Origin of the sequence: Brucella sp. RRSP16 (assembly GCF_052246815.1) — a bacterium.
GTDB classification, from domain to species: Bacteria; Pseudomonadota; Alphaproteobacteria; order Rhizobiales; family Rhizobiaceae; genus Brucella; species Brucella intermedia.
On the sequence record NZ_JBQQAM010000007.1, the window covers coordinates 231,190 to 256,559 of the forward strand.

Genomic DNA, 25,370 nt, shown 5'->3' on the forward strand with positions numbered 1-25,370 from the left:
TTGGCGTGTCTTATACCTGTTCAGGCTAATTTTGCGTCCAGCGTCACCTCGATAGCGCCCAACGCTTTCGAGAGAGGGCAGGACTGCTTGGCCTTGGTGGCAAGCGCTTCAAAATCCTCCGCCGAGATTCCCGGGATCGTGGCATTGAGCGTCAGTGCGCTGCGGCTGATTTCAAAACCGCCACCGGCTGCGGGGCCGACGGTGACGGCGGCAGTCGCTTCCAGTTTTTCTGGAGGAGTGCCGTGTTCGGTCAGGAGTGCGGAAAGCTGCATGGCGAAGCAGCCTGCATGCGCTGCTCCCAGAAGTTCTTCCGGGTTGGTGCCGGAGCGACCGCTTTCGTCCTGAAAACGGGCCTTGAAATCATAAGGCAGATCCTTCAACGCGCCGCTTTGCGTGTTGAGGGTACCCTTGCCTTCCTTCAGTGTGCCTTGCCAGACGGCGGTTGCTTTTCTGTCCATGGGAAGCTCTCCTCTCGGTTGGGATTTCCGCTTCCGATATAGGGCGGCAGGGCAGCGGGTCCAGCGCTCAGATGGACTGGCCCTTCAACAGGCGCGGCGTATCGCCGGAAAGACCGGCTGCCTGCTTGATGAAGAAGGATTTCAGTAGCGGAACCCGGTCGACGAGACCCAGGCCGATATCGCGGATCGAGCGGACGGCTGGATGGTCGTTGGAGAAAAGCCGGGTCAGGATATCTGTCGTCACGCCCATCTGGACAGTGTCGAAGCGACGCCAGGACTGGTAACGTTCCAGAGCGGCAAATGAACCGATGTCGAGGCCGAGCCTGTCGGTTTCGACCACGACCTCCGCAATTGCAGCAGCATCGCGGAAACCGAGATTAAGCCCCTGACCGGCGATGGGATGGATGCGATGGGCTGCATCACCCACCAGCACGAAGCGCGGCTTCACGAATTCACGCGCCAGCGTCAGGCCGAGCGGGAAGGCGCGGCGCGGACCTTCGACATGCAGGGCGCCGAGACGATGACCGAAGCGCTGTTCCAGTTCGGCTTCGAATACGAAGTCGTCTTCGCGAATGAGGCGCTCGGCATCCGAGGTACGCTCGGTCCAGACGAGCGAGCTGCGATTTCCCTTCAACGGAAGGATCGCAAAAGGTCCGGCCGGGAGAAAATGCTCATCGGCCCGGCCGCCATGCGGCAGTTCATGCGCGACATTGCAGACGATCCCGGACTGGCCGTAATCCCAGTTGACCGTCTTGATGCCTGCCAGGTCGCGGAGGCGGGAGCGCGCGCCATCTGCGGCGATCAGCAGGCGCGTTTCTAGCGTGTCTCCATTTGAAAGCGTGACGGTCACCCCTTCCGGGAGCGTATTGAAATTATCCACGCTGGTGGCTTCGAGGAAGGTGATGCCGAGCGTTTCAGCCTTGTTGTGAAGGGCGGTGTTGAGAACGCGGTTTTCCACCATATGGGCAAAGGGTTCGCCGGGCTCGACTTCGCCTTCAAAAGTCAGGAACACCGGGCGCACAGGATCGGAAGTGCGCGAATCGGTGATGACCATTTCCGTTATGGGCTGTGCCTCGGGAAGGATTTCCTGCCAGCAGCCGAGCTGGTCCAACATGCGTGAGGCAGCGGCGGCGATGGAGGAAGCGCGCGGGTCGTTTTTCCAGGCTCCCGCCGGTGCGCCGTCGATCACGGTGAGGACAAGATGCGGCGCTGCCGATTTGATCGCAACCGCCGTGACAAGCCCGACATAGCCGCCGCCTGCAATCACCACATCGTTATTGCGCGGCGCGTCCACTTTTTTCTGGCCAGCCATTGTCGTTCCTTTCCAGAATCCGTCTTTCGCGCAGTGTTTTGGCATATATCGCCGCGCATGAAACCCGATATTTTGCCGCGCCGCCCGTCCCGGCCCAACCATTGGCACGGGATTGCATTTCCCTTGGGCTGCCTGCTTCTTGACAGGCATGGATGCGCAGGCTCAAACATGCCTCTCCAACTTTGTAAAGCATATATGGTTGCGGAAGGCAGGCTGTCCATGTCTGAGAAAGAAAAGTCCGGGGTCGAGCAGACGGCGGCAATGCGTGAGCTTCTTTCCATCCTCGATCTGGAAAACCTCGAGGTGGATCTTTTCCGGGGTAACAGCCCGCAAGTGGGCTGGCAGCGGGTGTTCGGCGGACAGGTCATCGGGCAGGCGCTGATTGCCGCGCAACGCACAGTCGAGCCCGAGCGCCATGTACATTCGCTCCATGCCTATTTCGTGCGCCCCGGCGATCCGGCCATTCCCATCGTCTATGAGGTGGACCGTATCCGCGACGGTTCCAGCTTCAGCACCCGGCGCGTTCTGGCCAAGCAGCATGGCAAGGCTATTTTCTCGCTGTCCGCTTCGTTCCAGATCGATGAAGGCGGGCTTGATCATCAGATGCCGATGCCGGAAGGACTGCCGATGCCTGAACAGCTCGTCGGGGATCGCGACATCAAGGAACAATATCTCCACATGGCGCCGCCGAATGTCCGCAAATACTGGGAGAGGGAACGGCCCATAGAGATCAAGCCTGTCTCACTCACCCACTATTTCTCCCGCGAGAAGCTTGAACCCGTCCAGCATGTCTGGGTCAGGGCGCGCGGCATCGTGCCGGACGACCGGGCGCTGCAGGCAGCCATTCTCGCCTATCTCTCCGATATGACGCTGCTCGACACGTCGCTTCATCCGCATGGCCGCACCATATTCGATCGCGATCTGCAAGTTGCGAGCCTCGATCACGCCATGTGGTTCCATCGCCCGTGCAGGCTCGATGACTGGCTGCTCTATACACAGGACACGCCGAGCGCCTCCGGCGCACGGGGTTTCAACCGTGGCGCGCTATATACGCGCGATGGTGTGCTGATCGCATCGGTGGCGCAGGAAGGCTTGATCCGCGTTCACGATGAAAAGGATTGATTATTTTTTAATCACAGGGTAGGGGTGTGGCTAAATACAAGGCATTTCGCTGATCGTTTGCGAGCTGCCAATGCGTAGAAAGCGAATCGAATGAATCGTTTAAGTCATTCATTCGGTCCGAAACCACGCTTATCCTCGGCCCGGAATTTCGCCGTAAGCCGCGCCGATGCCACAAAATTTGAAGTTAATTTGCCGGCCTCCGCCAACTGGCATGAATTTTGTTTCTCTCTGTTTGAACCGGTCTTTCCAGCGCAGCCGCGTTTGAAGCCGCCCTTCGACGGAGATATTCGATGCTCATAACAGGAAGAAACAAGCAAACGGCCCTTCTGGCTACCTTGCCTGCGCTCGTCGCCATGGCCGGAACGGCAATGGCGCAGGACGCCGCACCGACACCAACCCTCGATACGGGCGATACGGCTTGGATGCTGACTTCAACCGCGCTGGTGTTGATGATGACCATACCGGGTCTGGCGCTGTTCTATGGCGGCATGGTGCGCAAGAAGAACGTGCTGTCCACGGTGATGCAGAGCTTTGCCATCACCTGTCTCATGTCCATTCTGTGGATGATCGCGGGCTATTCGCTGGCCTTCACCGATGGCGGCTCGCTCAATTCCTATATTGGCGGTCTTTCCAAGGCGTTCTTCTCGGGCGTCACGATGCAATCGCTGACCGGAACCATTCCGGAATATGTGTTCATCACCTTCCAGATGACTTTCGCCGTCATCACCCCCGCACTCATCGCCGGTTCGTTTGCCGAGCGCATGAAGTTCTCCTCCATGCTGGTCTTCCTGACCCTATGGCTGTTCATCGTCTATATCCCGGTCGCGCACTGGGTCTGGGGCGGCGGCTTCATGGCGTCGGATGGCGTGCTTGATTTTGCCGGCGGCACGGTTGTCCATATCAATGCTGGTGTCGCCGGTCTGGTCGCGGCGCTCATCATCGGCAAGCGCGATGGTTACGGCCATACCAATATGGCGCCGCACAATCTCGTCCTGTCGGTCATCGGCGCTGCCCTTCTGTGGGTAGGCTGGTTCGGTTTCAATGCAGGCTCTGCTGTCGGGGCCAACGCGCTTGCCGGGGTCGCCATGCTCAACACGCAGGTTGCGACCGCAGGTGCTGCTCTGGCGTGGATGTTCGTCGAATGGGCGGTCGCGGGCAGGCCAAGCGTGCTTGGCATCATTTCAGGCGCCGTTGCAGGCCTTGTGGCCGTCACGCCTGCCGCCGGTTTCGTCAATCCGATGGGCGCGCTTATCATCGGTGTCGTCGCCGGTGCGGTCTGCTATGTGGCAGCCGTCAAGATCAAGCACGCGCTCGGCTATGACGATTCGCTCGATGCATTCGGCGTCCATGGTGTGGGCGGCTTCGTCGGTGCGGTGCTGACCGGTCTCTTTGCCGATGCGGCGATCAACCCGGCGGGCGAAGGGGCTACCATCAGCAAGCAGTTCTTCGGCGCGGCCATCACCATCGTCTATACTGCGATTGCCACCGCCATCATTCTCTATGTGGTCAAGGCCATCATGGGCCTGCGGCCCAGCAAGCAGGCCGAGATCGAAGGCCTCGACATCGCGTTGCACGGCGAATCCGTTCAATAGAAGGGGATTGTCTCAAGCGGAAAAAGGCGCGGGAAACCGCGCCTTTTTCATTTCATCCACCGGATTTGTTCGCGGCCTCTGCATGGTTAATGAGGAATTAACCATCCGGCGATTAGGATCGGACCGATTCAATGTGCCCGAAGCATTTCCGCTCACGGGCCAGCAAAGATATTCGGTTCGGGACAGGCTATATGCGGCAAGGATATTCGCCCTCATACCCGCTGCGTGACGAGCGGATTACGGAAGACAGGCTGAAACTGGCCAATCTCTTCCGCAGGCAGTTCTATATCCTGTTCGGTCTGGGGCTTCTGGCGCTCACCGGCATGGCTGTTGGCGCGCTGGCGACATGGAATGTGGCTGACCCGAGTTTCAGCCATGCGACCGACAATCCGGTAACGAATGCGCTTGGGTATCCGGGCGCCGTGTTCTCCGACATTGCCATGCAGTTTTTCGGGCTGGCGAGCGTTCCGGCCCTGCTTCCGCTTGCTGTCTGGTCGCTGCTGCTGATGACGCGCGGCGGCATCGGGCGCGTGGCCAAGCGCAGCTTCGCATGGCTCGGCGCAGCATTGTTGTTCGCCGCCATCGCGAGTTGCTTCGCAGTTCCGGCAAGCTGGCCGATGCCGATCGGCCTCGGCGGCGTCTTCGGAGACATGATCCTGAAATTCCCAGGGCTGTTCCTTGGCAGTTTCCCGCAAGGCGCCATTGCATCGGGCATTGCGCTCATCCTTGCAGTACCGGCTTTCTGGCTCTGCCTTTTTGCCAGCGGCATCGTCGGGCGGGGCGCAGGGATCGTCAACCCTGCCCAGCCGTCAGCGCGTCGTGGCGCGGAAGAAGATGATTTTGCGGCAGACGAGGACGATGAAGCATCAACGGGTGGCGGTTTCCAGCTTATGGGTGCTCTCACCCATCTGGCGCTGACCACGACTGCGAATTTCAAGCGCCTGACGGGTCTCGGCCGTCGCCGTGCGCGCGACGAAGATTTCGAGGATATGCGCGTGGTGCGCCGCAATGCCGAAACGCGCAATGCGCCGCGCCGCGAGCCCGGTTTCGGGGCACCTGCCCCGATTGAAGACGAGCCGCCTTTCGATATGGACGACATGGACGGCGGCGCGCCGCTGGCCGGTCAGGAATGGCACGATGCGCCGCCGCCCCGCGCCCGCAAGGCCCGCGTGGAACAGGCCGCTCCTTCGCCGAAGCCCGGCGCGCGCGCTCAGCGCGAAGCGCAGCCGTCCTTCCTCAAGGACAATGGCGTTTTCGAAATGCCGTCGCTGCATTTCCTGGCCGAACCGAAGCTCGTCCAGCGTGATCCGGCGCTTTCCAAGGATGCGCTGGAACAGAACGCCCGGCTGCTGGAAGGCGTGCTGGAAGATTTCGGCGTGCGCGGCGAGATCATCAATGTGAAGCCCGGCCCGGTGGTCACGCTCTACGAACTTGAGCCTGCGCCTGGCATCAAGTCCTCGCGCGTCATCGGCCTTGCCGACGATATCGCCCGCTCGATGAGCGCGATTGCAGCGCGCGTTGCCGTCATTCCGGGCCGCAATGCCATCGGCATCGAACTGCCGAACCCGAAGCGCGAAATGGTGTACTTGCGCGAAATGCTGGCGAGCCGCGACTTCGAACAGTCGAAGGCGAAGCTTGCGCTCGCGCTCGGCAAGACCATCAATGGCGAGCCGGTCATAGCCGACATTGCCAAGATGCCCCACGTTCTTGTGGCCGGTACGACCGGCTCGGGCAAATCGGTGGCGATCAACACCATGATCCTGTCGCTGCTCTATCGCATGACGCCGCAGGAATGCCGCCTGATCATGATCGATCCGAAGATGCTGGAGCTTTCCGTCTATGACGGCATTCCGCACCTGCTGACGCCGGTCGTGACCGATCCGAAGAAGGCGGTCGTCGCGCTCAAATGGACCGTGCGCGAAATGGAAGACCGATATCGCAAGATGTCCAAGGTCGGCGTGCGCAATATCGACGGCTTCAATCAGCGTGTCGGCCTTGCGCAGAAAAAGGGTGAGCCGATCGCACGCACCGTGCAGACCGGCTTCGACCGCAATACAGGCGAGGCGATCTACGAGACAGAAGAACTCGATCTGGCGCCGATGCCCTATATCGTCGTGATCATCGACGAAATGGCAGACCTCATGATGGTCGCGGGCAAGGATATCGAAGGTGCCGTGCAGCGTCTGGCGCAGATGGCGCGTGCGGCAGGCATCCATGTCATCATGGCCACTCAGCGACCTTCGGTCGATGTCATCACCGGCACGATCAAGGCGAACTTCCCGACCCGCATTTCCTTCCAGGTGACGTCGAAGATCGACAGCCGCACTATTCTGGGCGAGCAGGGCGCCGAACAGCTTCTCGGCCAGGGCGATATGCTGTTCATGGCTGGCGGCGGGCGCATCCAGCGCGTGCACGGACCTTTCGTCGGCGACGACGAGGTGGAACGCATCGTGCAGCACCTGAAGCTTCAGGGCGTGCCGGAATATCTCGACGCGATCACCGAGGATGAAGATGACGACGAAGGCGGCGGCGGTCCTGCTGGAACCGGCAATCTGGAGGATTCCGACGATCCTTACGATCAGGCCGTTGCCGTGGTGCTGCGTGACAAGAAGGCTTCGACTTCCTATATCCAGCGCCGCCTTGGCATCGGCTATAACCGTGCGGCTTCAATCATCGAACGCATGGAAGATGAGGGTATCGTCGGCCCGGCCAACCATGCGGGCAAGCGTGAAATTCTGGTTCCCACTGGCGACGATGATTTCTGATGGCCATACTCGCGCCCAACTGGCGGCGTAGTTAAACAGAATGATGAAAAGAGAAAGTTTGTCGATGATGTTCTCCCGTTTCTCCGCCTTCGCGAAAGCTGGTCGTGTTGCAGCCGTGCTGGGAATGGGAGCGCTTGGCCTTGGCATGACATCGCTGGTTCTGGCGCCGGTCGCCGCGATGGCGCAGGGCGCTGGCGGCGGTGCGGCTGCACAGCAGATTGCCGACCATTTCTCATCGGTACGCACCATGACCGGCGAGTTCGTGCAGTTCGGCCCGAAGGGTGAGCAGACTGGCGGCACTTTCTATATCGAGCGCCCGGGCAAGATCCGCTTCAACTATAACAACTCCCCGATCCGCGTGATTTCGGATGGCGAATCGGTCGTCATCAACAATCGCAAGCTGGACACCTGGGACCTCTATCCGCTTTCCAAGACGCCCTTGAAGCTTCTGCTGGCAGATCGGATTGATCTGGGTGGGGGACGTCTTCAGAATGTGAAGCAGGAGCCGGACATGACCACGCTCGTGCTGGGCGACAAGTCGATCTTCGGCGATTCGAAAATCACCATGATGTTCGATCCCAAATCCTATGAGCTGAAGCAGTGGACCATTACCGATGCTCAGAAGCTCGATACGACAGTCATGATCTTCAATGTGCGCAGCGGCGTGCGTTTCACCGACGATATGTTCAAGATCGATTATCAGCGCATCGCGATGAAGCGCAAAGGTCAGTAATCGTCAGTTTGTGACAGGCAATCCGTTTGCATTTGCCGGATAAATGATTAGGTTCGCGGCATCTCTTTCGTTGCTGCGAGTCCTATCTTCATGGCCTTTTCCGTTGCTACCTGGAACATCAATTCCGTTCGTCTGCGCATGCCGCTGGTCGAACAGTTTCTGCGCGATTATCAGCCCGATGTTCTGTGTCTTCAGGAAACGAAATGCCCCGACAATCTGTTTCCGTCGAAAGGGTTTCGCGCGCTCGGCTATGAACATATCGCGATCAGCGGCCAGAAGGGTTATCATGGCGTGGCGACGGTATCCAAACGTCCGTTGACGGGCGTGGAAAAGATCGGCTTTTGCGACATGGGCGATTGCCGGCACCTGAGCGCTGTGGTGGAGGCAGGCGGCAAAAAGCTCCGCATCCACAATTTCTATGTTCCGGCGGGGGGCGACGAGCCGGACCCGCAGATCAATCCGAAGTTCGCGCACAAGTTGGCTTTTCTCGAGGAAATGCGCGCCATTGTCGCCGACCGGCAGGACGGGCATTCATCGGTTCTCGTTGGCGATCTCAATATCGCCCCGCTCGAAAACGATGTCTGGTCGCACAAGCAATTGCTCAAGATCGTCAGCCATACGCCGATCGAAACCGAGACGCTGGAAGACCTGCGTGTGAAAGGCGGCTGGAGCGACCTGATGCGGCAGCTTATTCCGGCAGACCAGAAAATCTTCACCTGGTGGAGCTATCGCGCCAAGGACTGGGCCGAATCGGACCGTGGCCGCAGGCTGGATCACGTCTGGGGTTCGGTGGACCTGGAGGAGCACATTCAGGGCCTGCAAATTCTCCGCGACGCGCGCGGTTGGGATCGCCCGTCCGACCACGTTCCGGTTATCGCGACATTTAATCTGGATTAACGGGTCAGCAGCCTCTATATAGAGGCGAGTTCAGAAAAGGAGCCAAGAGCAATGGATTATGCAGCACTGTTTCAAATGACCAGTGTGTTCAACCAATCCATGGCTCGCTATGTCCTCTCTTCTGACACTTCAGGATGTTTCCTTCGTCACGGCTGATGGCCGTACTCTTTTCGAATCCGTCAATTTCAGTGTAACCGCAGGCCGCATCGGTCTGGTGGGACGCAATGGCGTCGGTAAATCAACGCTATTGCGCATCATGAGCGGGATGCTGCTTCCGACAAATGGAAGTGTGACCGCAACCGGAAGCATCGGCATGCTGCGGCAGAACATCGGCGGTGGCGATGCCGAGACGCTGGCGGATCTTTTCGAGGCACGGACCGGTTTCGATATTCTGGCACGCGTCGAACAGGGCGTGGCCAGCGAAAGCGATCTGGACGAGGCCGACTGGCTCTTGCCGCAGCGCTTTACGGACGCGCTGCAGGGACTTGGCCTGCCCGATATGGCTCCCGACACTCCACTTTCAGCCTTGAGCGGAGGCCAGCAAACGCGGGCGGCGCTCGCCGCCCTCATCTTTCATAAGCCCGATCTCATTCTCCTGGATGAGCCGACCAATAATCTCGATCGCGCCGGTCGCGTGGCTGTGGCCGACTTGCTGACCGCCTGGCGGGGCGCGGCCGTCGTGGTCAGCCACGATCGCGAGCTGTTGCAGTCTTTGGATATGATCGCGGAATTGTCCCCCGACGGGCTCCGGCTTTACGGCGGCAACTGGGATTTCTATCAGGGGAAGAGGGCAGAGGAGCGAGAGACGGCGGCACGCGATCTAGCTACAGCGCGGCGCGAGGTCAGGCAGGTCGAACGCAAGGCTCAGGCCGCAGCCGAAAGACAGGCTCGCAGCGACGCGCGCGGTCACAAGTCGCGCGCTGACGCGGGCATGAGCAAGCTTTTGCTCGACGCACGGGAAGACCGTGCGCAACAGTCGAAGGGCCGGGGTGCTGCACTGGCGGAACGTCAGTCCAGCCGTGCCAGCGAGCAGCTGCGGGAGGCTGAGGCAAAAGTCGAGCGCGTGAAGCCGATGCATTTCGATGTGGCGGGCGCGGTTCCACCTTCCGGTCGTGTGTTGCTGGATATGCAGAATGTCTCTGGTGGTCCACGGGCCGACCACCCGGTCATCCGTAATCTGTCGTTGAAGATCGTGGGCGCCGAGCGGGTGGTCGTTTCGGGACCGAACGGCGCGGGCAAGACCAGTCTGCTGCGGCTGATGACGGGAGAGCTTCAGCCGGTGGCAGGAACCATCCTACGTCCCGCGCGAACGGCGATGTTCGACCAGCAGATGAGTCTCTTGGATCGCGGGCAGACTCTTTATGAAAATTATCGTCGTCTCAATCCCGGATCCAACGACAATGAAGCGCGCGCGGCGCTGGCGCGGTTTTCCTTCCGTGGCGAGGGAGCTTCGCGATTTGCCGGGGGGCTCAGCGGCGGTGAGCTGTTACGCGCGGCACTTGCCTGTGTCCTGGGCGGAACCGAGCTTCCCGAACTCCTGATCCTCGATGAGCCGACCAATCATCTCGACCTCGATTCCATAGAAGCGCTTGAAACCGCGCTCAATGCATATGAAGGGGCGCTCATCGTCGTGAGTCACGATCAGGCTTTCCTGGACGCCATCGGCACGAAAAGGGTGATTGAGCTGTGAAAAAGGTCAATCGTCGTTGAGCCGCGGCGCGACCTTTTCGATTTGGCCGATCAATTCCAGCAGGTTGCGGCTGATGTGGGAATGAAGCGCGGCTGCCGCTTCCGGATATTCTTCCAGAATACGCCGAAAGATTGCGCGGCTGATGCGGATGACTTCTGTTTCGGCTTCGGCGACCGCGCCGGTAAGACGCGAGGTCTGGGCGATGAGGGCCATTTCTCCGATCATGGCGCCGGGGCCGACGGGGCGGATGGCAACCCGCCCCTCGTTTTGTTCGTGAAACAGGGTAATGCTGCCCGATACGACGATATAGGCGCAGTCGGCGCTTTGCCCTTCACGGAAAAGCTCGCGACCGGCTCTGAGAACAAGGCGTTCGGCACCGAAGGCAAGCAACCGCAGCTGTTCGGCCGTGAAAGACTCGAACAGGCCCACCGTGCCGAGAATGCGAATATCGTCATCAAGCGCCATGGATCGTCAATACACCTGCATCGGGCGCTGTCCATCATGGGACAAGCTTGTATCCCCCGCTTTCTGTGACCAGAAGCGCCGCATTGGACGGGTCTTTTTCTATTTTCTGGCGCAGACGATAGACATGGGTTTCCAGCGTGTGCGTGGTGACGCCCGAATTGTAGCCCCACACTTCTTCCAGCAGGACATCGCGGCCGATAACCTTGTCTCCGGCGCGGTAGAGGTACTTGATGATCGCCGCTTCCTTTTCGGTAAGGCGAATCTTGCTGCCCTTTTCGTCGATCAGCAGCTTCTGGCCGGGCTTGAACGTATAGGGGCCGACGATGAAGGTGGCATCCTCGCTCTGTTCGTGCTGGCGCAGCTGTGCACGCACGCGGGCCAGAAGCACTGCGAATTTGAACGGCTTGGTGACGTAATCGTTGGCACCCGATTCGAGGCCGAGAATCGTATCCGATTCCGTATCGTGACCGGTGAGCATGATGATCGGCGCCTTGAAGCCGCCTTTGCGCAGCAGCTTTACGGCTTCCCGTCCGTCCATATCCGGCAGGCCGACATCCATGATCAGGAGGTCTACAATGCCGTTTCGCGCAGTCTGAATGCCCTTGGTGGCATTATCTTCCTGCAGAATCTGGAATTCTTCGCACAGCTCCAGCTGTTCGACGAGGATGGAACGGAGATCTTCGTCATCGTCCACAATCAGTATCGTACGGCCTGTCATGCCTGTCCTCGTTACTCTTTGATTTAAATGGCTCTTGGTGTTTTATGACATTTAATGCAGACAAGTTGAAGCGGCGAAACGCGAAAGAGGTTTTTGCTCTCGCCGCCAACGGTTTTAAAACATGCATGTCACGGAGGCGGGGGCTTGGCCAGATACGAAATCAGCCGGGGAATTGGCGTCATTGATGTGCGGGCCAAACCGGGCCACAAGACTCGCGGCTTGCTTGTTGCGGGCAATCTGGTGCTGGAATGTGCTCTTGGCAAGGGGGGAATCAGCGCTTTCAAGCGCGAAGGTGATGGCGCGACACCTCTGGCGACGATGCGGCTGCTCTATGGATACCGTCGCGGCGACAAGGGTTTGCTGCCCTCCTCACGGTTGCCGCTCGGTCGCGTCCGCCGTCTCGACGGCTGGTGCGATGCGCCGTCGGATGCCAATTACAACCGGCCTGTCCGGCTGCCTTATGCCGCTAGTCATGAGGATATGTGGCGACGCGACGATCTCTACGATGTCTGCATCGTCATGGATTGGAACATCGCGCCGCGCCGCCGCGGATGCGGCAGCGCGATCTTCTTTCATCTGGCGCGCCCCGGCTATACACCCACAGAAGGCTGCATAGCATTGAGGCGCGCCGACATGGCGCGCCTCCTGCCTCACCTGACGGACCGGACCGTGATCCGCGTCCTGAGATAGTTGTTTCAGTGTATGGCGGCGACTTTGACCTCGTTGCCATTGGCATCGTAAAGCTTGCCGTTCAGGAAATAATCCCCGTCATGCAGCTCTGCGATGTTGTGATGGCGGATGATGCGTTCCGTACCTTCCGCAAAGACCGACATCTGGTTGCTGTTGCCGAGCTTGATCTCATTGAACATCAGGTTAAGCGCGATAGCCATCAACGCCGCCGAGCTGATGCCGGAATGGAAAATGGTTTCAAACCAGGTCGGGAAGTGGTGATAGAACTGCGGCGCGGCAATCGGGATCATGCCGAACCCGATGGAGGTTGCCACGATGATGAGATTGATATTGTTCTCGTAGTCCACCTTGGCAAGCGTGCGGATGCCGCTTGCAGCCACCGTGCCGAACAGGACGATGCCCGCTCCGCCCAAAACAGCCGGAGGAACACAGGCAATCACCCGGCCCATTACCGGCAAGAGACCGAGTGTGATGAGAATCAGCCCGCCGGTTGCCACGACATAGCGGCTTTTCACACCCGTCACCGCGACAAGGCCGACATTCTGAGCAAAAGCGCTTTGGGTAAACGAGCCTACAACAGGTGACAGGATGCTGGACAGCATATCCGCACGCAGGCCGTTGGCCAGACGCCGCGAATCCACTTTCGTGCCGATGATTTCACCGACGGCTAGAATGTCCGCAGAAGTCTCGACGAGCGTGACCATGATCACGATGAACATCGAGAGTGTTGCCGCAAGGCTGAATACCGGCATGCCGAAATGAAAGATTTCAGGCAGCGCCATCATCGAGCCTTCACCCACCCGGGAAAAGTCCGTCATGCCGAGCGCCCAGGCGATAAAGGTTCCGATGACCATGGCGAGCAGGATCGAAAGCCGGGAAATCGTGGCATTGCCCATCTTGCTGAGAATGAGAACGATAACCAGCGTGAGGCCTGCAAGGCCGATATTGGCCATGCTGCCGAATTCGGGACTGTTGCTGTCGCCGCCCATGGCCCACCGTGCTGCTACCGGCATCAGCGTCAGGCCGATGGTGGTGATGACGATGCCGGTGACGAGCGGCGGAAAGAAACGCGTTATCCGCGAGAATATCGGCGTGATGATAAGGCCGATCACCGCTGCCGCGATGACGGCACCCAGCACGACCTGCAAGCCTGCCTCGCCGGTCTGGCTCGAAGTGACGATGGCGACCATCGTTGCGACGCCCGAAAAGGAGACCCCCTGAACCAGAGGCAGCTGGCAGCCGAAGAAGGGGATGCCGATGGTTTGCAGGACGGTTGCAACGCCGCCGGCAAAAAGCGACGCAGTGATCAGCAGACCGATTTCGGCCGGGCTGAGGCCTGCCGCCTGTCCGATGATCAGCGGAACCGCCACGATGCCTCCATACATGGTCAGCACATGCTGGAAACCGTAAGCCAGATTGGCCGTGACAGATAGTTTTTCATCTTCGGGACGCGAAAGCGTATCCGCCCCGGACTGGTGCGTATTCAATGATACTCCCTCCCAGCAGGCGCGAACGCATCGCCAGCCTGCTCTCTCCGTTCTCCCTGCGCTGGATCGTCATGGCATCCTGTCATTCGACGCCAGATCGACGATGCAATGCGCGATGTCTCCTCCAAAGACATGTCGCAGGAGTATAACCGGAGCCGTCCGGATGACTGTGCTTCTTTTGGTTGAAATTGTTTTCGATGCGAGAGCGCTAATGCCGAGGGTTTTCAGCTGTCGGCTTTGCTGCGGGTGTCCCGCATTGCCTCGCGGAGCACCGCAAAGACGTATGGTTCCAGCGACTGCGCGACGTTGAAGCGCAGGAAGGCGCCTGCCGTGCGCGAGGGACTGAAGACGTCGCCCGGTGCCAGAAGCACACCTTTTTCCAGAGCATGCCGGGCAACCTGCCCGGAGTCCAGCCCATCCGGCAATTTTGCCCATAGGAACATGCCGCCCTGTGGTTCGGTCCAAAGCGTGAGGCCCTCGGCTTTCAGGCGGCTGGCTGTCAGCGTCATGGTATCGGCCAGCTTGGCACGCAGGCTGTCGACATGGCGGCGATAAGTGCCGTCGGTCAGAAGTGCATGCACGATCTGCGGTGACAATGCATTGCCGCCGAAGCTTGTCGCAAGCTTCAGGTCGGTGAGCCCGTCGATCCAGTCGCGACGCCCGGCGATATAGCCGACGCGGGCAGCCGCCGACAGCGTCTTGGAGAAGCTGCCGATATGCAGGACGCGATCGAACCCGTCGAGTTCGGCAAGCAGCGGCGCAGGAGAAGGATGAAAGTCGCCGAAGATATTGTCTTCAATCAGCGTGATGCCGTGCGCTTCGGCGAGCTTCAGCAGCCGGTGCGCCGTGGCCGGTGTCATCGAGCCGCCGGTTGGATTATGCAGCCCTGCATTGGATATATAGAGTTTCGGCGCGTGTTCGTTCGCAGCGCTCGCAAAGGCTTCGAGGTCGGGACCGGTAGGGGTATAGGGGACGCCGACGATCTTGACGCGGTGCGTCAGGAGCGCGGCCTGGAAGTTGAAATAACAGGGATCATCGACGAGAACCGTATCTCCTGGCTGCAGAAGGTAGCGGCAGATGAGATCGAGCGCCTGCGTGCCGGAATCGGCCAGCAATATTTCTCCACTCGAAACGTCGATCCCCTGTTCGCCGAGCCGGTGGGCCAGATGCTGGCGCATGGGCCGGAAGCCCAGCGGTTCGCCGTAGGTCGCGAGATTGCTTGTTTCATCCCGGGCGACCATGCGCATCGCGCGCCGGATCGCGTCCTGCGGGAGCCACGCATCGGGCAACCAGCCACATCCCGGCTTCAGGGTGGCTTCGTTTGCCTCCAGCGATTGGCGCATGACCCAGAACGGATCGATCTGGCGTTCCTTGTGCGGTGTATGGGCGGCGAGGGAAAACGGCTGGCGCGCGCGCTCCGAAACATAGAATCCGGCACCGCGCCGCGACTGGATGATCCCTTCCGCCACCAGCCGATCATAAGCTTCGACGACGGTGGATTTCGACACGTTCATGGTTTCGGCGAGGCGACGGATGGAAGGCAGCCGGGCGCCGGGTGCGAGGCTCATCGCGGTAATGCGTCCGCGAATAATGCCCATCACCCTTTCGACGAGCGGCATTTTGTCGACGGCGGCGTCTTCCTTGCCACGCTCGATTTCGCCGCTTGCATAAGCGGCTTCTACAGCTTCGAGGCTGCGCAGCAGGCCCGTCGAAATCATCTGTACTATCCCTTGTACCAGTACAGTTTGTCAGAATTGTCCGGAAACTGTCCCTGATTAATCCGGCAGTTTCACGGCATTGTCTTGCGAATCCTTATACGATTTTAGAGAAAGCCGAAAAGACACAATGCGTAAAAATGTTGGGAGTAAAACTGCGGGATGGATCAACGGGTTTCTGGGTGTATTGATTTTCTCCGGGTCGCTGCCGGCAACGCGACTGGCCGTTATCGATATCGATCCTACCTTCCTGACAATGGCGCGCGCATCCATTGCCGGTGCGCTGGGACTGTCGCTTCTGCTGGCCTTTCGGGAACCTTTTCCCCGCCGCAACGATGTGATTTCGCTGATCGTGGTGGCCCTTGGCGTGGTTGTCGGCTTTCCGCTTCTCACGGGACTGGCACTCCAGCACATGACATCCGCCCATGCGATTGTCTTTATCGGATTGCTGCCGCTCGCCACCGCAATCTTCGCTGTCCTGCGCGGAGGGGAGCGTCCGCGTCCGATGTTCTGGCTGTTTTCCGTGGTCGGGAGCCTCATCGTCGCGTCCTATGCCTATGGGCAGGGGAGCCAGTCTACCCTTCTGGGTGATGTGCTGATGCTCGCTGCCGTTATCGTCTGCGGTCTGGGCTATGCGGAAGGCGCGCAGCTTTCGCGCAGGCTGGGCGGCTGGCAGGTGATTTGCTGGGCGCTGGTGTTCTCGCTGCCGGTCATGCTGCCGCTGAGCGTCATGACACGTCCGGAGACATGGGTCGGCATCGGCACGCCAGCCTGGATAAGCCTCGGCTATGTCTCGCTGTTCTCGATGCTGATCGGCTTTTTCTTCTGGTATCGCGGTCTCGCGCAGGGCGGAGCCGCCAGTGTCGGCCAGTTGCAGCTTCTCCAGCCCTTCTTTGGGCTTATGCTGGCTGCCGGTATCGCGGGCGAACCCGTCAGCATGGGGATGGTGGCCACGGCTGCTGTGGTGGTGGTCTGCGTGGCGGGCGCGAAGCGTTTTGCTTAACCAAAGCTCCAGACGGTCGTGCGCTTGACCTCCGCATCTTCAAGGGCGCGGGTGACAGGCACGGTATAGACGGCAAGCTGTTGCAGCTTTTCCTTGGGCAGATAGGCGCGGCCCGGATCACCCACGATGATGCGGGTGCCGCGTTGGCTAAGCTTCGAAAACCAGGGAATAAGCCGCTCGGCGAGCGGCTTTTCATAAAAGACATCGCCTGCCAGAACCACATCCCAGCCGCCGTCCTGTCCGATAAGGTCATCCAGAGTGGGAGAAACCGTCACGCCATTGGCCGACGCATTGATCTCAATGGCGGGAAGCGCGAAGGGATCGATATCGGATGCCAGCACGCTTGCAGCGCCCGCCTGCATGGCAGCGATGGCGACAAGGCCGGAACCCGATGCGAAATCGAGAATGGTCTTGCCTTTGACTGTTTCGGGATGATCGAGGATATAGCGCGCCACACCCTGACCGCCGGCCCAGGCGAAAGCCCAGAAGGGCGGCGGCAGGCCGATTGTGGCAAGCTCTTCCTCCGTCTTGTGCCAGAGGTCGTGGGCTTCGTCGGCCAGGTGCAGGCGAATTTCCGGCACATGCGGCGGCGCTTGCAGACTGGTATTGGCCAGAATGAAATCGCGCGCGGTTCTATGTGCCGGATCGAGCATCAGAACATACTTTTCCAAAGCGGGTTCCGGTTGGAAGATGAGACGCTCATGCCAGAGCATCCTCTCGGTCCAGTCCGCCCATGCGGCAGACTTCAATCCATTCATCTTCCGTCACCGGTTGCACCGAAAGGCGCATCGAGGTGACGAGCGCCATTTTCTCAAGCTTTGGATTGGCCTTCACATCTTTCAGCGTTACCGGCTTCGGCATGTCGCGGACAGCCCTGATATCCACGCATTCCCAGCGCGGATCGTCCGTTGTGCTGTCGTGATGCGCCAGCGCACAGACCTCAACGATGCCGACGACTTCCAGCCCTTCATTGGAATGATAGAAGAAGCCCTTGTCGCCCAGTTTCATGGCGCGCATGTTGTTGCGCGCCAGATAATTGCGCACACCATCCCATTGCTCGCCTTTTTCGCCACGGGCCTTCTGCATATCCCATGACCATTTGAAGGGTTCGGATTTGAACAGCCAGTAAGCCATCAGTCATAAGCCTCAAGCGTTGGCCGGATTGTTGATCGCCCAGTTCCACGGACGCACGGTCACGTTCTCGAACAGGCCTGCCAATGCATAGGGATCATTGGCGGCGATCTTTTCCGCTGCGGCCTTGTCGACAGCTTCCACAACGACCAGACTGCCGTTCGGCTTGCCGTCTTCCCCGAGGAAGGGGCCTGCGAACTTCAGCCCGTCACCAAGAGCCTTGAGATAATCGAGATGCGCCGGGCGCGTATCGAGGCGCACTTGCAGATGGTCCGGTTTGTCGTTGCACAGAAGAGCAAAAAGCATTGTCAATCATCCTTTCCGTTCGAGCATGGTCTTGTCCGAAAACCGTTTCACACTTTTCGGGATGCGCCCTAGGGCATGTCTCCCGAAAGCGGGAACCGGTTTCGGGTCAAAGACATGCGATAAAACAAATAGATAGAGCATTTCCAATGATTCAATCAAAAAAGGAAATGCTCTAGTTGTCTAGTCCTCGGTCTTGAGTGGTCGGTTGAGCAGAGCCGTCACGGCTTCGTCAATGGTGATGGTCCCGTCCAGCAGTGCGCCCGTCGCATCGATTATGGGGGCGGAGATAGCGTGTTTGCGGCATAATTCGGCGGCAATCGGCGCGGTGGCCACGCCTTCGGCGAGCGGGCGATTGGTGAGGTCTTCTCCGCGGCCAAGTGCCAGTCCGTAGGAATAGTTGCGCGACTGCGACGAGGAACAGGTCAGCATCAGATCGCCAAGGCCGGAAAGGCCCATGATCGTTTCAGGCTTAGCCCCCATGGCCTGTCCGATGCGACGCAGTTCCGCGAAACCCCGCGTGACGAGTGCGGCCTGCGCGCTTGCGCCAAACCCGCGCCCGACGGCGGCACCGGCGGCAATGGCAAGGACATTTTTCAAGGCACCGCCGATTTCGACGCCTTTAAGGTCGGTCGTCGAATAGCAACGGAAAGCCGGGCCGGATAGAAGCGCTGCAAGCTGATCGGCAATCGCCGCATCCTCGCAGGCAACCGTCACGGCGGTTGGAAGCCCTCGGGCAACATCCGTCGCAAAGCTTGGACCGGAGAGTGCGGCAATCCGGTGGTCCGGGAGAACCTCGGCCACCACTTCCGACATCAGCCGCCCGGTGGCGCGTTCTATCCCCTTGGCGCAAAGCACGACGGGCGCTGTTTGCGGAATGAGGCTGCTCAATTGCGAAAGCCCGGTGCGCATGGCCTGGGCAGGAATGACTGCCAGAACGGCATCCGCACCATCTATGACCGCGGTAACATCCGTGCTTGCTTGAATAGCGATGGGAAGCGCGATTTCGCCCAGATAGCGCGGATTGCGCTGGGTCCGGTTGATGGCCTCGACCGTCTCGTCGTCGCGGGCATAAAGCCATGTGTCGTGGCCGCTGGTGCTTGTCATGGCCGCAAGGGCCGTGCCCCAGGCGCCGCCGCCCAGAATGGCTATCTTGCTGGTTTTTCCGCTTATGCTCTGACCGCTCATGCCCCGCCCGCTCATGCCTTCGCTCCGCGTCGTCCGGTGCCGATCAGCGGAGCTGATTTCTCATCAAGCGGCCAGCGTGAGCGCGGCGCGAGATCAAGCCTATCGGGCGCTTCGGTTGCGGCCCGCTCGGCACCAGCCCAGGCGATCATTGCGGCATTGTCGGTGCACAGATCGAGCGGCGGCGCGACGAAGCTGAAACCGTGCCGGGCACAAAGACTTTCCAGCGCGGCTCGCAACGTCTTGTTGGCTGCAACCCCGCCAGCGACCACGAGCGCCGGTGTTTCACAATCGGGAAATTCATTTCTGAAACGTTCCAGCGATCGGCCCACCCGGTCGGACAGCGTGTCGGCAACCGCAGCCTGAAAAGAAGCGCAAATATCGGCCACGTCCTGATCCGACAACGGCACCAGCTCTGTCGCCGTCTGACGCACGGCAGTCTTGAGGCCGGAGAAGGAAAAATCGAGCCGTGCTTCACCTTTCAACGGTCGTGGCAGTACGAATCGCTTCGGATCGCCCTGAAGCGCCATGCGTTCAACTGCCGGGCCGCCGGGATAGGGTAGGCCCAGAAGCTTTGCCGTCTTGTCGAAGGCTTCGCCGAGTGCGTCATCAATCGTGGTGCCAAGGCGTTCGTAATCGCCAATGCCGCGTACCAGAACCATCTGCGTGTGACCGCCGGAAACGAGCAGCAGCAGATAGGGAAAAGCCAGGCCATCGGTGAGACGCGCCGTCAGGGCGTGGCCTTCCAGATGGTTGACGGCATAAAACGGCTTCTGCGCAGCCATGGCCAGCGCCTTGGCAGTCATCAGTCCGACGATCAGCCCGCCGATCAGTCCCGGTCCTGCCGTGGCTGCCACTGCATGGACATCGGCAAGCTTCATGCCAGCATCGTCCAACGCCCGTTCCACCAGCCTGTCCAGCGCTTCCACGTGAGCGCGGGCGGCAATCTCCGGCACCACGCCGCCATAGGGCTCGTGCTCGGCGATCTGGCTCAAAACCACGTTGGACAGAATCCGTCCTTCGCCCCGATCGCCGCGTTCGACGATTGCGGCGGCTGTTTCGTCGCAACTTGTTTCTATTCCAAGAATGCGCATTTGCGGTTAGACCCTGCCTGTCTCATAATTCATTGAAAAATCCGGTACCATGGACGACGCAATATGCAAACAGCATCCTTGAAGAATGGCACGTTGAAGATAGGCACGCGGGGCAGCAAGCTTGCTCTCGCCCAGGCTTACGAGACGCGTCGCCGCCTGATGGAGGCACATGGTCTTCCGGAAGAAGCCATAGAAATCGTTCCCATGTCGACGGCGGGCGACCGCATTCAGGATCGCGCGCTTTCCGAAATCGGCGGCAAGGGGCTTTTCACCGAAGAAATCGAGCAGGCGCTGACGGACGGGCGAATCGATCTCGCCGTCCATTCGACCAAGGATATGCCGACGGTCCTGCCGGATGGTCTTCATCTTTCCGTTTTCCTCGAGCGCGAAGATCCGCGCGATGCCTTTATCGGCCGCACGGCCTCTCGGCTTCTCGACCTGCCGCAAGGTGCGACGGTCGGATCGTCATCATTGCGTCGTCAGGCCCTGATCCGTCGCCTTCGACCCGACATACAAGTGGTGATCTTTCGCGGCAATGTCGATACCCGTCTGCGCAAGCTGGAAGCCGGCGAAGTCGACGGGACGTTTCTTGCCTGCGCTGGGTTGCGGCGTCTGGGCCTTGGTGACGTCATTACCGATCTGGTCGATCCGGAAAGCTTTCCGCCCGCACCGGGACAGGGCGCCATCGGGATCGAGACCCGTATCGGGGATACACGCATCGATGCGCTGCTGGCGCCTCTCGCACATCGCGAAACAGGCATAGCCCTTGCCTGTGAACGGGCGTTTCTGGCTGCCCTTGACGGGTCCTGCCGCACGCCGATAGCGGGTCTTGCAACCGTGGACGGCGATAGGGTTTCATTCCACGGCATGATCCTGAAGCCGGACGGGTCTGAGGCGCATGAGATAAGGGCTGAGGGTCTGGTATCGAATGCCGCCGCACTGGGTAGGGAAGCCGCAGAGCGGATACGCGCCAAGGCGGGTCCGCAATTCTTTGAAGGCTGGGAGTAGACTTGACGGGGCGGGCGCACGCCATTTCGCTCGGCCGTGTTCTGGTGACGCGGCCACAGCCAGCTGGCTCTGAGACCGCCGCAAGACTGGTGTCTGGGGGCTATGAACCGGTTCTGCTTCCGCTGAGCCGGACCATTGCGCTTTCCTTCGCTTTCCCCGAAGGCTCATTTGCGGCTTTGACAGTGACGAGCGCCAATGCCTTTCGCCATCTGGATATGGAACGGCTGAAGCCGTTTCTTGGCTTGCCGCTCTTTGCCGTGGGGCAGGGAACGGCACAGGCCGCACGGAAGGCCGGTTTCGGCCACGTTATCGACGGCGGCGGCGATGCGGTTCGGCTTGCGGCGACCATGCAGCGCGAACTTCCCGAACAGGCCCGTATCCTTTATCTCGCCGGAAGGGTGCGCCAGCCGGTTTTTGAAGACGAAATGAAGGCTGCGAAACTTGATATGCATGCCGTCGATGTCTACGACACCGAGGCGATCGCTTATACGAGCGTGGCACTTCGAAATGCGCTGGGCGACACGCCTTTTGCCGCAGTCATGCTCTATTCCGGTGTTGCAGCGACGAGCCTCGTGGCTGCGATGCGCGAAATCGAACCGCCTTTTGACGAGAAAACACGATTCCTGTGCATTTCGGCCCGTGTAGCTGGCCGATTGCCGCCGGTCTGGCGGGCAAATGCGCTTGTTGCGGACCATCCCGATGAAGAAGGACTTTTCCGGCTGTTTGCCAAACTTTGACTCATTTTGGCGCAACCTTCCTTCATCTGGCGATTTTATCTGCTAGAGTTTGAGTCAACCAATCGGCACTTTCGAGAGGATCCATGGCGAAACCCGGCACTCCGCGACATTCCAAATCGGCCCGTAATCCCGTGACGATCAATCTCGATCCCTCGGATGTGAAGCGGGTTGACGAACCAGCGAAGGCAACGCCAGACGCGGAGCCGGTGGGAAATTTTTCAAAATCCGAGAGCCCGAAGCCGGAAGCTGTAAAGCCCGTCCCACCCAAGGCGGAATCGTCAACCGCCGAAAAGACCGTGAAGACGGAAAAGCCTGAGAGTGTGGCATATGCGAAACCGCCCTTTATGTCGGGTGTGAAACCAGAACCCCAGCAGCCTGCACAAAAGAACGGCGCGGGGGCCTCACACCTCCTTGCCGGTATTGCAGGCGGCGTGATCGGGCTTGGCGGTCTGCTGGCCCTGCAATGGGGCAATGTTATCCCCTCTCCGGGGGCGAAAGTGACGGCGGAACAGCTGGCGCATATGGAACAGCAGATCGCCGATCTGCGGAGCAATCCGGAACCGGCGCCACTTGACGATGCAAGCCGCGCGCAGCTTGCAGCTCTGGAAAAGAACGTGCAGGCAGCCGAAATCAAGGCGGAGGCGGTTGCAGGTTCCTTTGCCGATCTCCAGCAGCAGATAGCGGCCTTGCCGAAAGAAACTGGCCAGCAAGCCGCAACTGATACTACTGCTTTGGCCGAGCGACTCGACGCGCTGGAAACCAAGCTTTCAGCAGCGCAAAACAGGGCCGATGAGGCGACAGCCGGAGTTACGGGAAATACCGGCACGATTTCATCGCTCGAATCGAAACTGACTTCCTTGCAGGAAAAGGTCACTCAGGCTTCCCGACAACCGGATGCTACGGTGCTGATAGCAGCCAACGCGTTGAAAATGGCGATCGATCGCGGCGGTTCGTTCAAGGCGGAACTCGACACCTATGCGTCGATTGCACCGGATGAAGCCTCCCTCGAACAGTTGCGTGCCCACGCCGACAAGGGCGTCCCGACTGTTGCAGACCTGAACGCGTGGTTCGGTGCCGTCGCAAACCGGATTGTTGCAACAGAGAACAAGCTGCCTCCAGACGCCGGGATTTGGGATCAGCTTGTCGTCAGCGCCAGAGGATTGGTCAGCGTGCGCCCTGTTGCTGGCAATGTCAGCGGCACCGGCGTCGGCCCGATTACTGCCCGAATGGAAGCTGCCCTTCAGGCTGGGGATCTGGAGCGCGCGCTCACCGAGTGGGAACAGTTGCCTGCCGATGCCAAGGCGACTTCGCAGGAATTTGCCGATCAGATGCGGGCGCGGCGTGATGCCGATGCGCTTGTGCAGCGACTTGTTGCCGACAGCTTGAAACCCAAGGCGTCCGCAGATGAAACCGGCGGGGCTCCGGCCTCTTCCGGCCAATAGGAGACGAGCCAATGCTGCGGGTCCTGTTCTATCTCGTCATCGTTGCTGCCCTTGGCTTCGGCTTTGCCTGGCTTGCGGACCGTCCGGGCGAACTCGATGTCACTTTCGCGGGCAACCACTACAATGTGCCGCTGATTACCGCCGTTGCGGGGATCGTTGCCATCGTTGCGGCCATCCTCATCCTGTGGTGGCTGGTCAAGAGCATCATACAGTCCCCTTACACGCTGCGCCGTCATTTTCGGGCGCGCAAGCGTGACCGGGGCTATCAATCGCTTTCGACCGGACTGATCGCAGCCGGCGCCGGCGATGCGGAAGCCGCGCGCCGCATGACGAAGCAGGCAGGCCAGTTGTTGAGTTCCGATCAGGAGCCGCTGATAAAGCTTCTGGAAGCACAGACGGCCATGCTCGAAGGGCGCACGGAAGATGCCCGCAAGGGTTTCGAGGCGATGGTGGACGATCCCGAGACCCGGCTGCTCGGCTTGCGTGGACTTTATATCGAAGCCCAGCGCGTGGGCGCTCGCGATGCCGCCCGGCATTATGCCGCCGAAGCCGCCGCCCAGGCCCCGCAACTCGAATGGGCTTCGTCGGCCGTGATGGGTCAGCTTTGTGCCGAGGGCGACTGGGACGCTGCACTGAAGCTTGTCGATGCACGCAAGCAGGCGCTCAGCCATAGCAAGGATGTGGTGAAGAAGGAGCGCGCCGCGCTTTTGACTGCCAAGGCAATGGCGGTCGTTGATGTCGACCATGCGCAGGCGCGGACGCTTGCGCTGGAGGCGAACAAGCTCGCACCCGATCTGGTTCCCGCCGCCGTGGTTGCTGCGCGTGCGCTATTTTCCGATGGTGATATCCGGAAAGGCTCTAAAATTCTGGAAGCGGCATGGAAACGGTTTCCGCATCCTGACATTGCCTCAACCTATGTCTATGCCCGATCCGGTGATACGGCACAGGATCGCCTGAAGCGTGCCAAGCATCTCGTATCGTTGCGCTCCAACAATGCCGAGGGCAGTCTTGCCCTGGCGCGTGCGGCTTACGAGGCGGGTGATTATCGTCTTGCCCGCGAAAATGCAGAGCAGGTTCTGCGCGCTTCGCCGCGCGAAAGCGCCTATCTGCTGCTTGCTGACATCGAAGAAGCTGAAACCGGCGATCAGGGCAAGGTTCGTGAATGGCTGGCGCGCGCCATCAAGGCACCGCGCGATCCGGCCTGGACTGCCGATGGCTATGTTTCCGAACAATGGTCGCCGGTATCACCTGTTACCGGACGGCTGAACAGTTTCGAGTGGAAGGTTCCTGTGGTGGAACTGGCCCCGGTTATCGAGGCGGAGAAACCCGAAATCAAGGGACCGGTGGAAAACAAACCGGTCAATCAGATCGTTCTGGCAGAGCCGGGGGAAAAAACCGACGTCACGGCAGCCGCGGTGCATGCCGAAAACACACCGGTCGTTCGCGATGTCGAGGAGGCTGTGGTTATCGTGCCAGCAGCCGAGCCGGTCAAAGCGCCCCCAGTGCCTCCTGCACCCAAGCTCGGCGAGATGAAGCCACCTGTGCCTGTGGATGTTACCGGCGCAACTGATTCAGAGGATGGGCAGCATCACGCGCATATCGTGGTGGATGACCCGGGCGTCGATGAAGGCCAAACTGCTCAAAAGGCGCAGAGCGGATTGCGGCTATTCTGATTCTGCCCCTCTAATCGTTGCCGAAAAACAACGCAGCGCAACTCTTGGACGCTAAACGGTTGTATAGGCCGTTTAGCGCCTTGCGCGGCGTATCCAGCCCGTTACCTTCAGTCTTGCTGATGAATTATGCCAACGCCGCCGATACGGTCG

Annotated in this window: 23 protein-coding genes; 12 read left to right on the forward strand and 11 right to left on the reverse strand. The window is 59.9% G+C overall.

Annotation, left to right across the window (positions count from 1 at the left end; genetic code table 11):
• Window positions 1-20: 20 nt before the first annotated feature.
• The gene (locus tag ACS5UA_RS13335; protein ID WP_100647517.1) at window positions 21-458 is read right to left on the reverse strand and encodes an OsmC family protein; all 438 of its coding nucleotides are present in this window, start codon (window positions 456-458) and stop codon (window positions 21-23) included.
• Window positions 459-525: 67 nt separating this feature from the next.
• Window positions 526-1,770: a ubiquinone biosynthesis hydroxylase gene (locus ACS5UA_RS13340; protein WP_253176176.1), complete on the reverse strand. Its 1,245-nt coding sequence runs from the start codon at window positions 1,768-1,770 to the stop codon at window positions 526-528.
• A 219-nt stretch (window positions 1,771-1,989) separates the two neighbouring features.
• On the opposite strand from ACS5UA_RS13340, the gene tesB reads away from it, so the two are divergent.
• The 6 genes from tesB to ACS5UA_RS13370 all read left to right on the forward strand — a co-directional run bounded on the left by tesB (window position 1,990) and on the right by ACS5UA_RS13370 (window position 10,569).
• On the forward strand, window positions 1,990-2,892 hold the full coding sequence (gene tesB / locus ACS5UA_RS13345; RefSeq protein WP_253176177.1) for an acyl-CoA thioesterase II: 903 nt from the start codon (window positions 1,990-1,992) through the stop codon (window positions 2,890-2,892).
• Window positions 2,893-3,182: 290 nt separating this feature from the next.
• Entirely contained in the window at window positions 3,183-4,484 is a 1,302-nt protein-coding gene (locus ACS5UA_RS13350; RefSeq protein WP_006467965.1) for an ammonium transporter, read from the forward strand.
• Window positions 4,485-4,675: 191 nt separating this feature from the next.
• Entirely contained in the window at window positions 4,676-7,249 is a 2,574-nt protein-coding gene (locus ACS5UA_RS13355; protein ID WP_266030490.1) for a DNA translocase FtsK, read from the forward strand.
• A 64-nt stretch (window positions 7,250-7,313) separates the two neighbouring features.
• Complete coding sequence (locus ACS5UA_RS13360) at window positions 7,314-7,982, forward strand: outer membrane lipoprotein carrier protein LolA (protein WP_021587470.1); 669 nt, start codon at window positions 7,314-7,316, stop codon at window positions 7,980-7,982.
• A gap of 90 nt (window positions 7,983-8,072) precedes the next feature.
• Window positions 8,073-8,879 carry an exodeoxyribonuclease III gene (locus ACS5UA_RS13365; protein WP_063619757.1) on the forward strand — a complete coding sequence of 269 codons (807 nt, stop codon included), beginning with the start codon at window positions 8,073-8,075 and terminating at the stop codon, window positions 8,877-8,879.
• Window positions 8,880-8,988: 109 nt separating this feature from the next.
• A complete protein-coding gene (locus ACS5UA_RS13370) occupies window positions 8,989-10,569 on the forward strand; it encodes an ABC-F family ATP-binding cassette domain-containing protein (protein ID WP_443101402.1) in 1,581 nt (526 codons plus the stop codon).
• Between the two features lie 6 nt (window positions 10,570-10,575).
• Here the strand turns inward: ACS5UA_RS13370 and ACS5UA_RS13375 are convergent, their stop codons facing one another.
• Together ACS5UA_RS13375 and ACS5UA_RS13380 are read right to left on the reverse strand one after the other, a co-directional pair.
• Window positions 10,576-11,034, reverse strand: a complete 459-nt coding sequence (locus tag ACS5UA_RS13375; RefSeq protein ID WP_253176180.1) for a cyclic nucleotide-binding domain-containing protein — start codon at window positions 11,032-11,034, stop codon at window positions 10,576-10,578.
• 34 nt (window positions 11,035-11,068) lie between these two features.
• Window positions 11,069-11,752, reverse strand: a complete 684-nt coding sequence (locus tag ACS5UA_RS13380; protein WP_006467959.1) for a response regulator transcription factor — start codon at window positions 11,750-11,752, stop codon at window positions 11,069-11,071.
• Window positions 11,753-11,896: 144 nt separating this feature from the next.
• Between ACS5UA_RS13380 and ACS5UA_RS13385 the strand changes: the two genes are divergently transcribed.
• On the forward strand, window positions 11,897-12,442 hold the full coding sequence (locus ACS5UA_RS13385) for a L,D-transpeptidase family protein (RefSeq protein WP_021587466.1): 546 nt from the start codon (window positions 11,897-11,899) through the stop codon (window positions 12,440-12,442).
• A 5-nt stretch (window positions 12,443-12,447) separates the two neighbouring features.
• Here the strand turns inward: ACS5UA_RS13385 and ACS5UA_RS13390 are convergent, their stop codons facing one another.
• Window positions 12,448-13,929 carry a nucleobase:cation symporter-2 family protein gene (locus ACS5UA_RS13390; RefSeq protein ID WP_006467957.1) on the reverse strand — a complete coding sequence of 494 codons (1,482 nt, stop codon included), beginning with the start codon at window positions 13,927-13,929 and terminating at the stop codon, window positions 12,448-12,450.
• 224 nt (window positions 13,930-14,153) lie between these two features.
• Complete coding sequence (locus tag ACS5UA_RS13395; RefSeq protein WP_253176181.1) at window positions 14,154-15,647, reverse strand: aminotransferase-like domain-containing protein; 1,494 nt, start codon at window positions 15,645-15,647, stop codon at window positions 14,154-14,156.
• Between the two features lie 127 nt (window positions 15,648-15,774).
• Here ACS5UA_RS13395 and ACS5UA_RS13400 point away from each other — a divergent pair, with 127 nt between their 5' ends.
• Complete coding sequence (locus ACS5UA_RS13400; RefSeq protein WP_253176182.1) at window positions 15,775-16,647, forward strand: DMT family transporter; 873 nt, start codon at window positions 15,775-15,777, stop codon at window positions 16,645-16,647.
• On the opposite strand, the gene ACS5UA_RS13405 is transcribed toward ACS5UA_RS13400, so the two are convergent.
• The 5 genes from ACS5UA_RS13405 to tsaD form a co-directional block, all read right to left on the reverse strand.
• Window positions 16,644-17,300, reverse strand: a complete 657-nt coding sequence (locus ACS5UA_RS13405; RefSeq protein ID WP_253176209.1) for a class I SAM-dependent methyltransferase — start codon at window positions 17,298-17,300, stop codon at window positions 16,644-16,646. The two genes, ACS5UA_RS13400 and ACS5UA_RS13405, sit on opposite strands and share 4 nt — an antisense overlap.
• A 46-nt stretch (window positions 17,301-17,346) precedes the next feature.
• Window positions 17,347-17,781, reverse strand: coding sequence for an EVE domain-containing protein (locus tag ACS5UA_RS13410; protein WP_006467953.1), 435 nt, complete (start codon window positions 17,779-17,781; stop codon window positions 17,347-17,349).
• A 12-nt stretch (window positions 17,782-17,793) separates the two neighbouring features.
• Window positions 17,794-18,084, reverse strand: a complete 291-nt coding sequence (locus ACS5UA_RS13415; RefSeq protein WP_088621834.1) for a YciI-like protein — start codon at window positions 18,082-18,084, stop codon at window positions 17,794-17,796.
• 180 nt (window positions 18,085-18,264) lie between these two features.
• Window positions 18,265-19,284 (reverse strand): NAD(P)H-dependent glycerol-3-phosphate dehydrogenase, encoded by a 1,020-nt coding sequence (locus ACS5UA_RS13420; RefSeq protein WP_253176183.1) that lies wholly within the window; start codon window positions 19,282-19,284, stop codon window positions 18,265-18,267.
• Window positions 19,281-20,360 carry a tRNA (adenosine(37)-N6)-threonylcarbamoyltransferase complex transferase subunit TsaD gene (tsaD, locus tag ACS5UA_RS13425; protein ID WP_253176184.1) on the reverse strand — a complete coding sequence of 360 codons (1,080 nt, stop codon included), beginning with the start codon at window positions 20,358-20,360 and terminating at the stop codon, window positions 19,281-19,283. Before tsaD ends, ACS5UA_RS13420 begins: the two co-directional genes overlap by 4 nt.
• Window positions 20,361-20,423: 63 nt before the next feature.
• Here tsaD and hemC point away from each other — a divergent pair, with 63 nt between their 5' ends.
• From hemC to ACS5UA_RS13445, 4 genes are all read left to right on the forward strand, one after another.
• Window positions 20,424-21,368 (forward strand): hydroxymethylbilane synthase, encoded by a 945-nt coding sequence (hemC, locus tag ACS5UA_RS13430; protein WP_443101403.1) that lies wholly within the window; start codon window positions 20,424-20,426, stop codon window positions 21,366-21,368.
• Window positions 21,369-21,370: 2 nt separating this feature from the next.
• Complete coding sequence (locus tag ACS5UA_RS13435; RefSeq protein ID WP_063619748.1) at window positions 21,371-22,105, forward strand: uroporphyrinogen-III synthase; 735 nt, start codon at window positions 21,371-21,373, stop codon at window positions 22,103-22,105.
• Between the two features lie 83 nt (window positions 22,106-22,188).
• On the forward strand, window positions 22,189-23,547 hold the full coding sequence (locus ACS5UA_RS13440) for a COG4223 family protein (protein ID WP_443101404.1): 1,359 nt from the start codon (window positions 22,189-22,191) through the stop codon (window positions 23,545-23,547).
• 11 nt (window positions 23,548-23,558) lie between these two features.
• Window positions 23,559-25,220, forward strand: a complete 1,662-nt coding sequence (locus ACS5UA_RS13445) for a heme biosynthesis protein HemY (RefSeq protein WP_253176186.1) — start codon at window positions 23,559-23,561, stop codon at window positions 25,218-25,220.
• The last annotated feature ends 150 nt before the right edge of the window (window positions 25,221-25,370 follow it).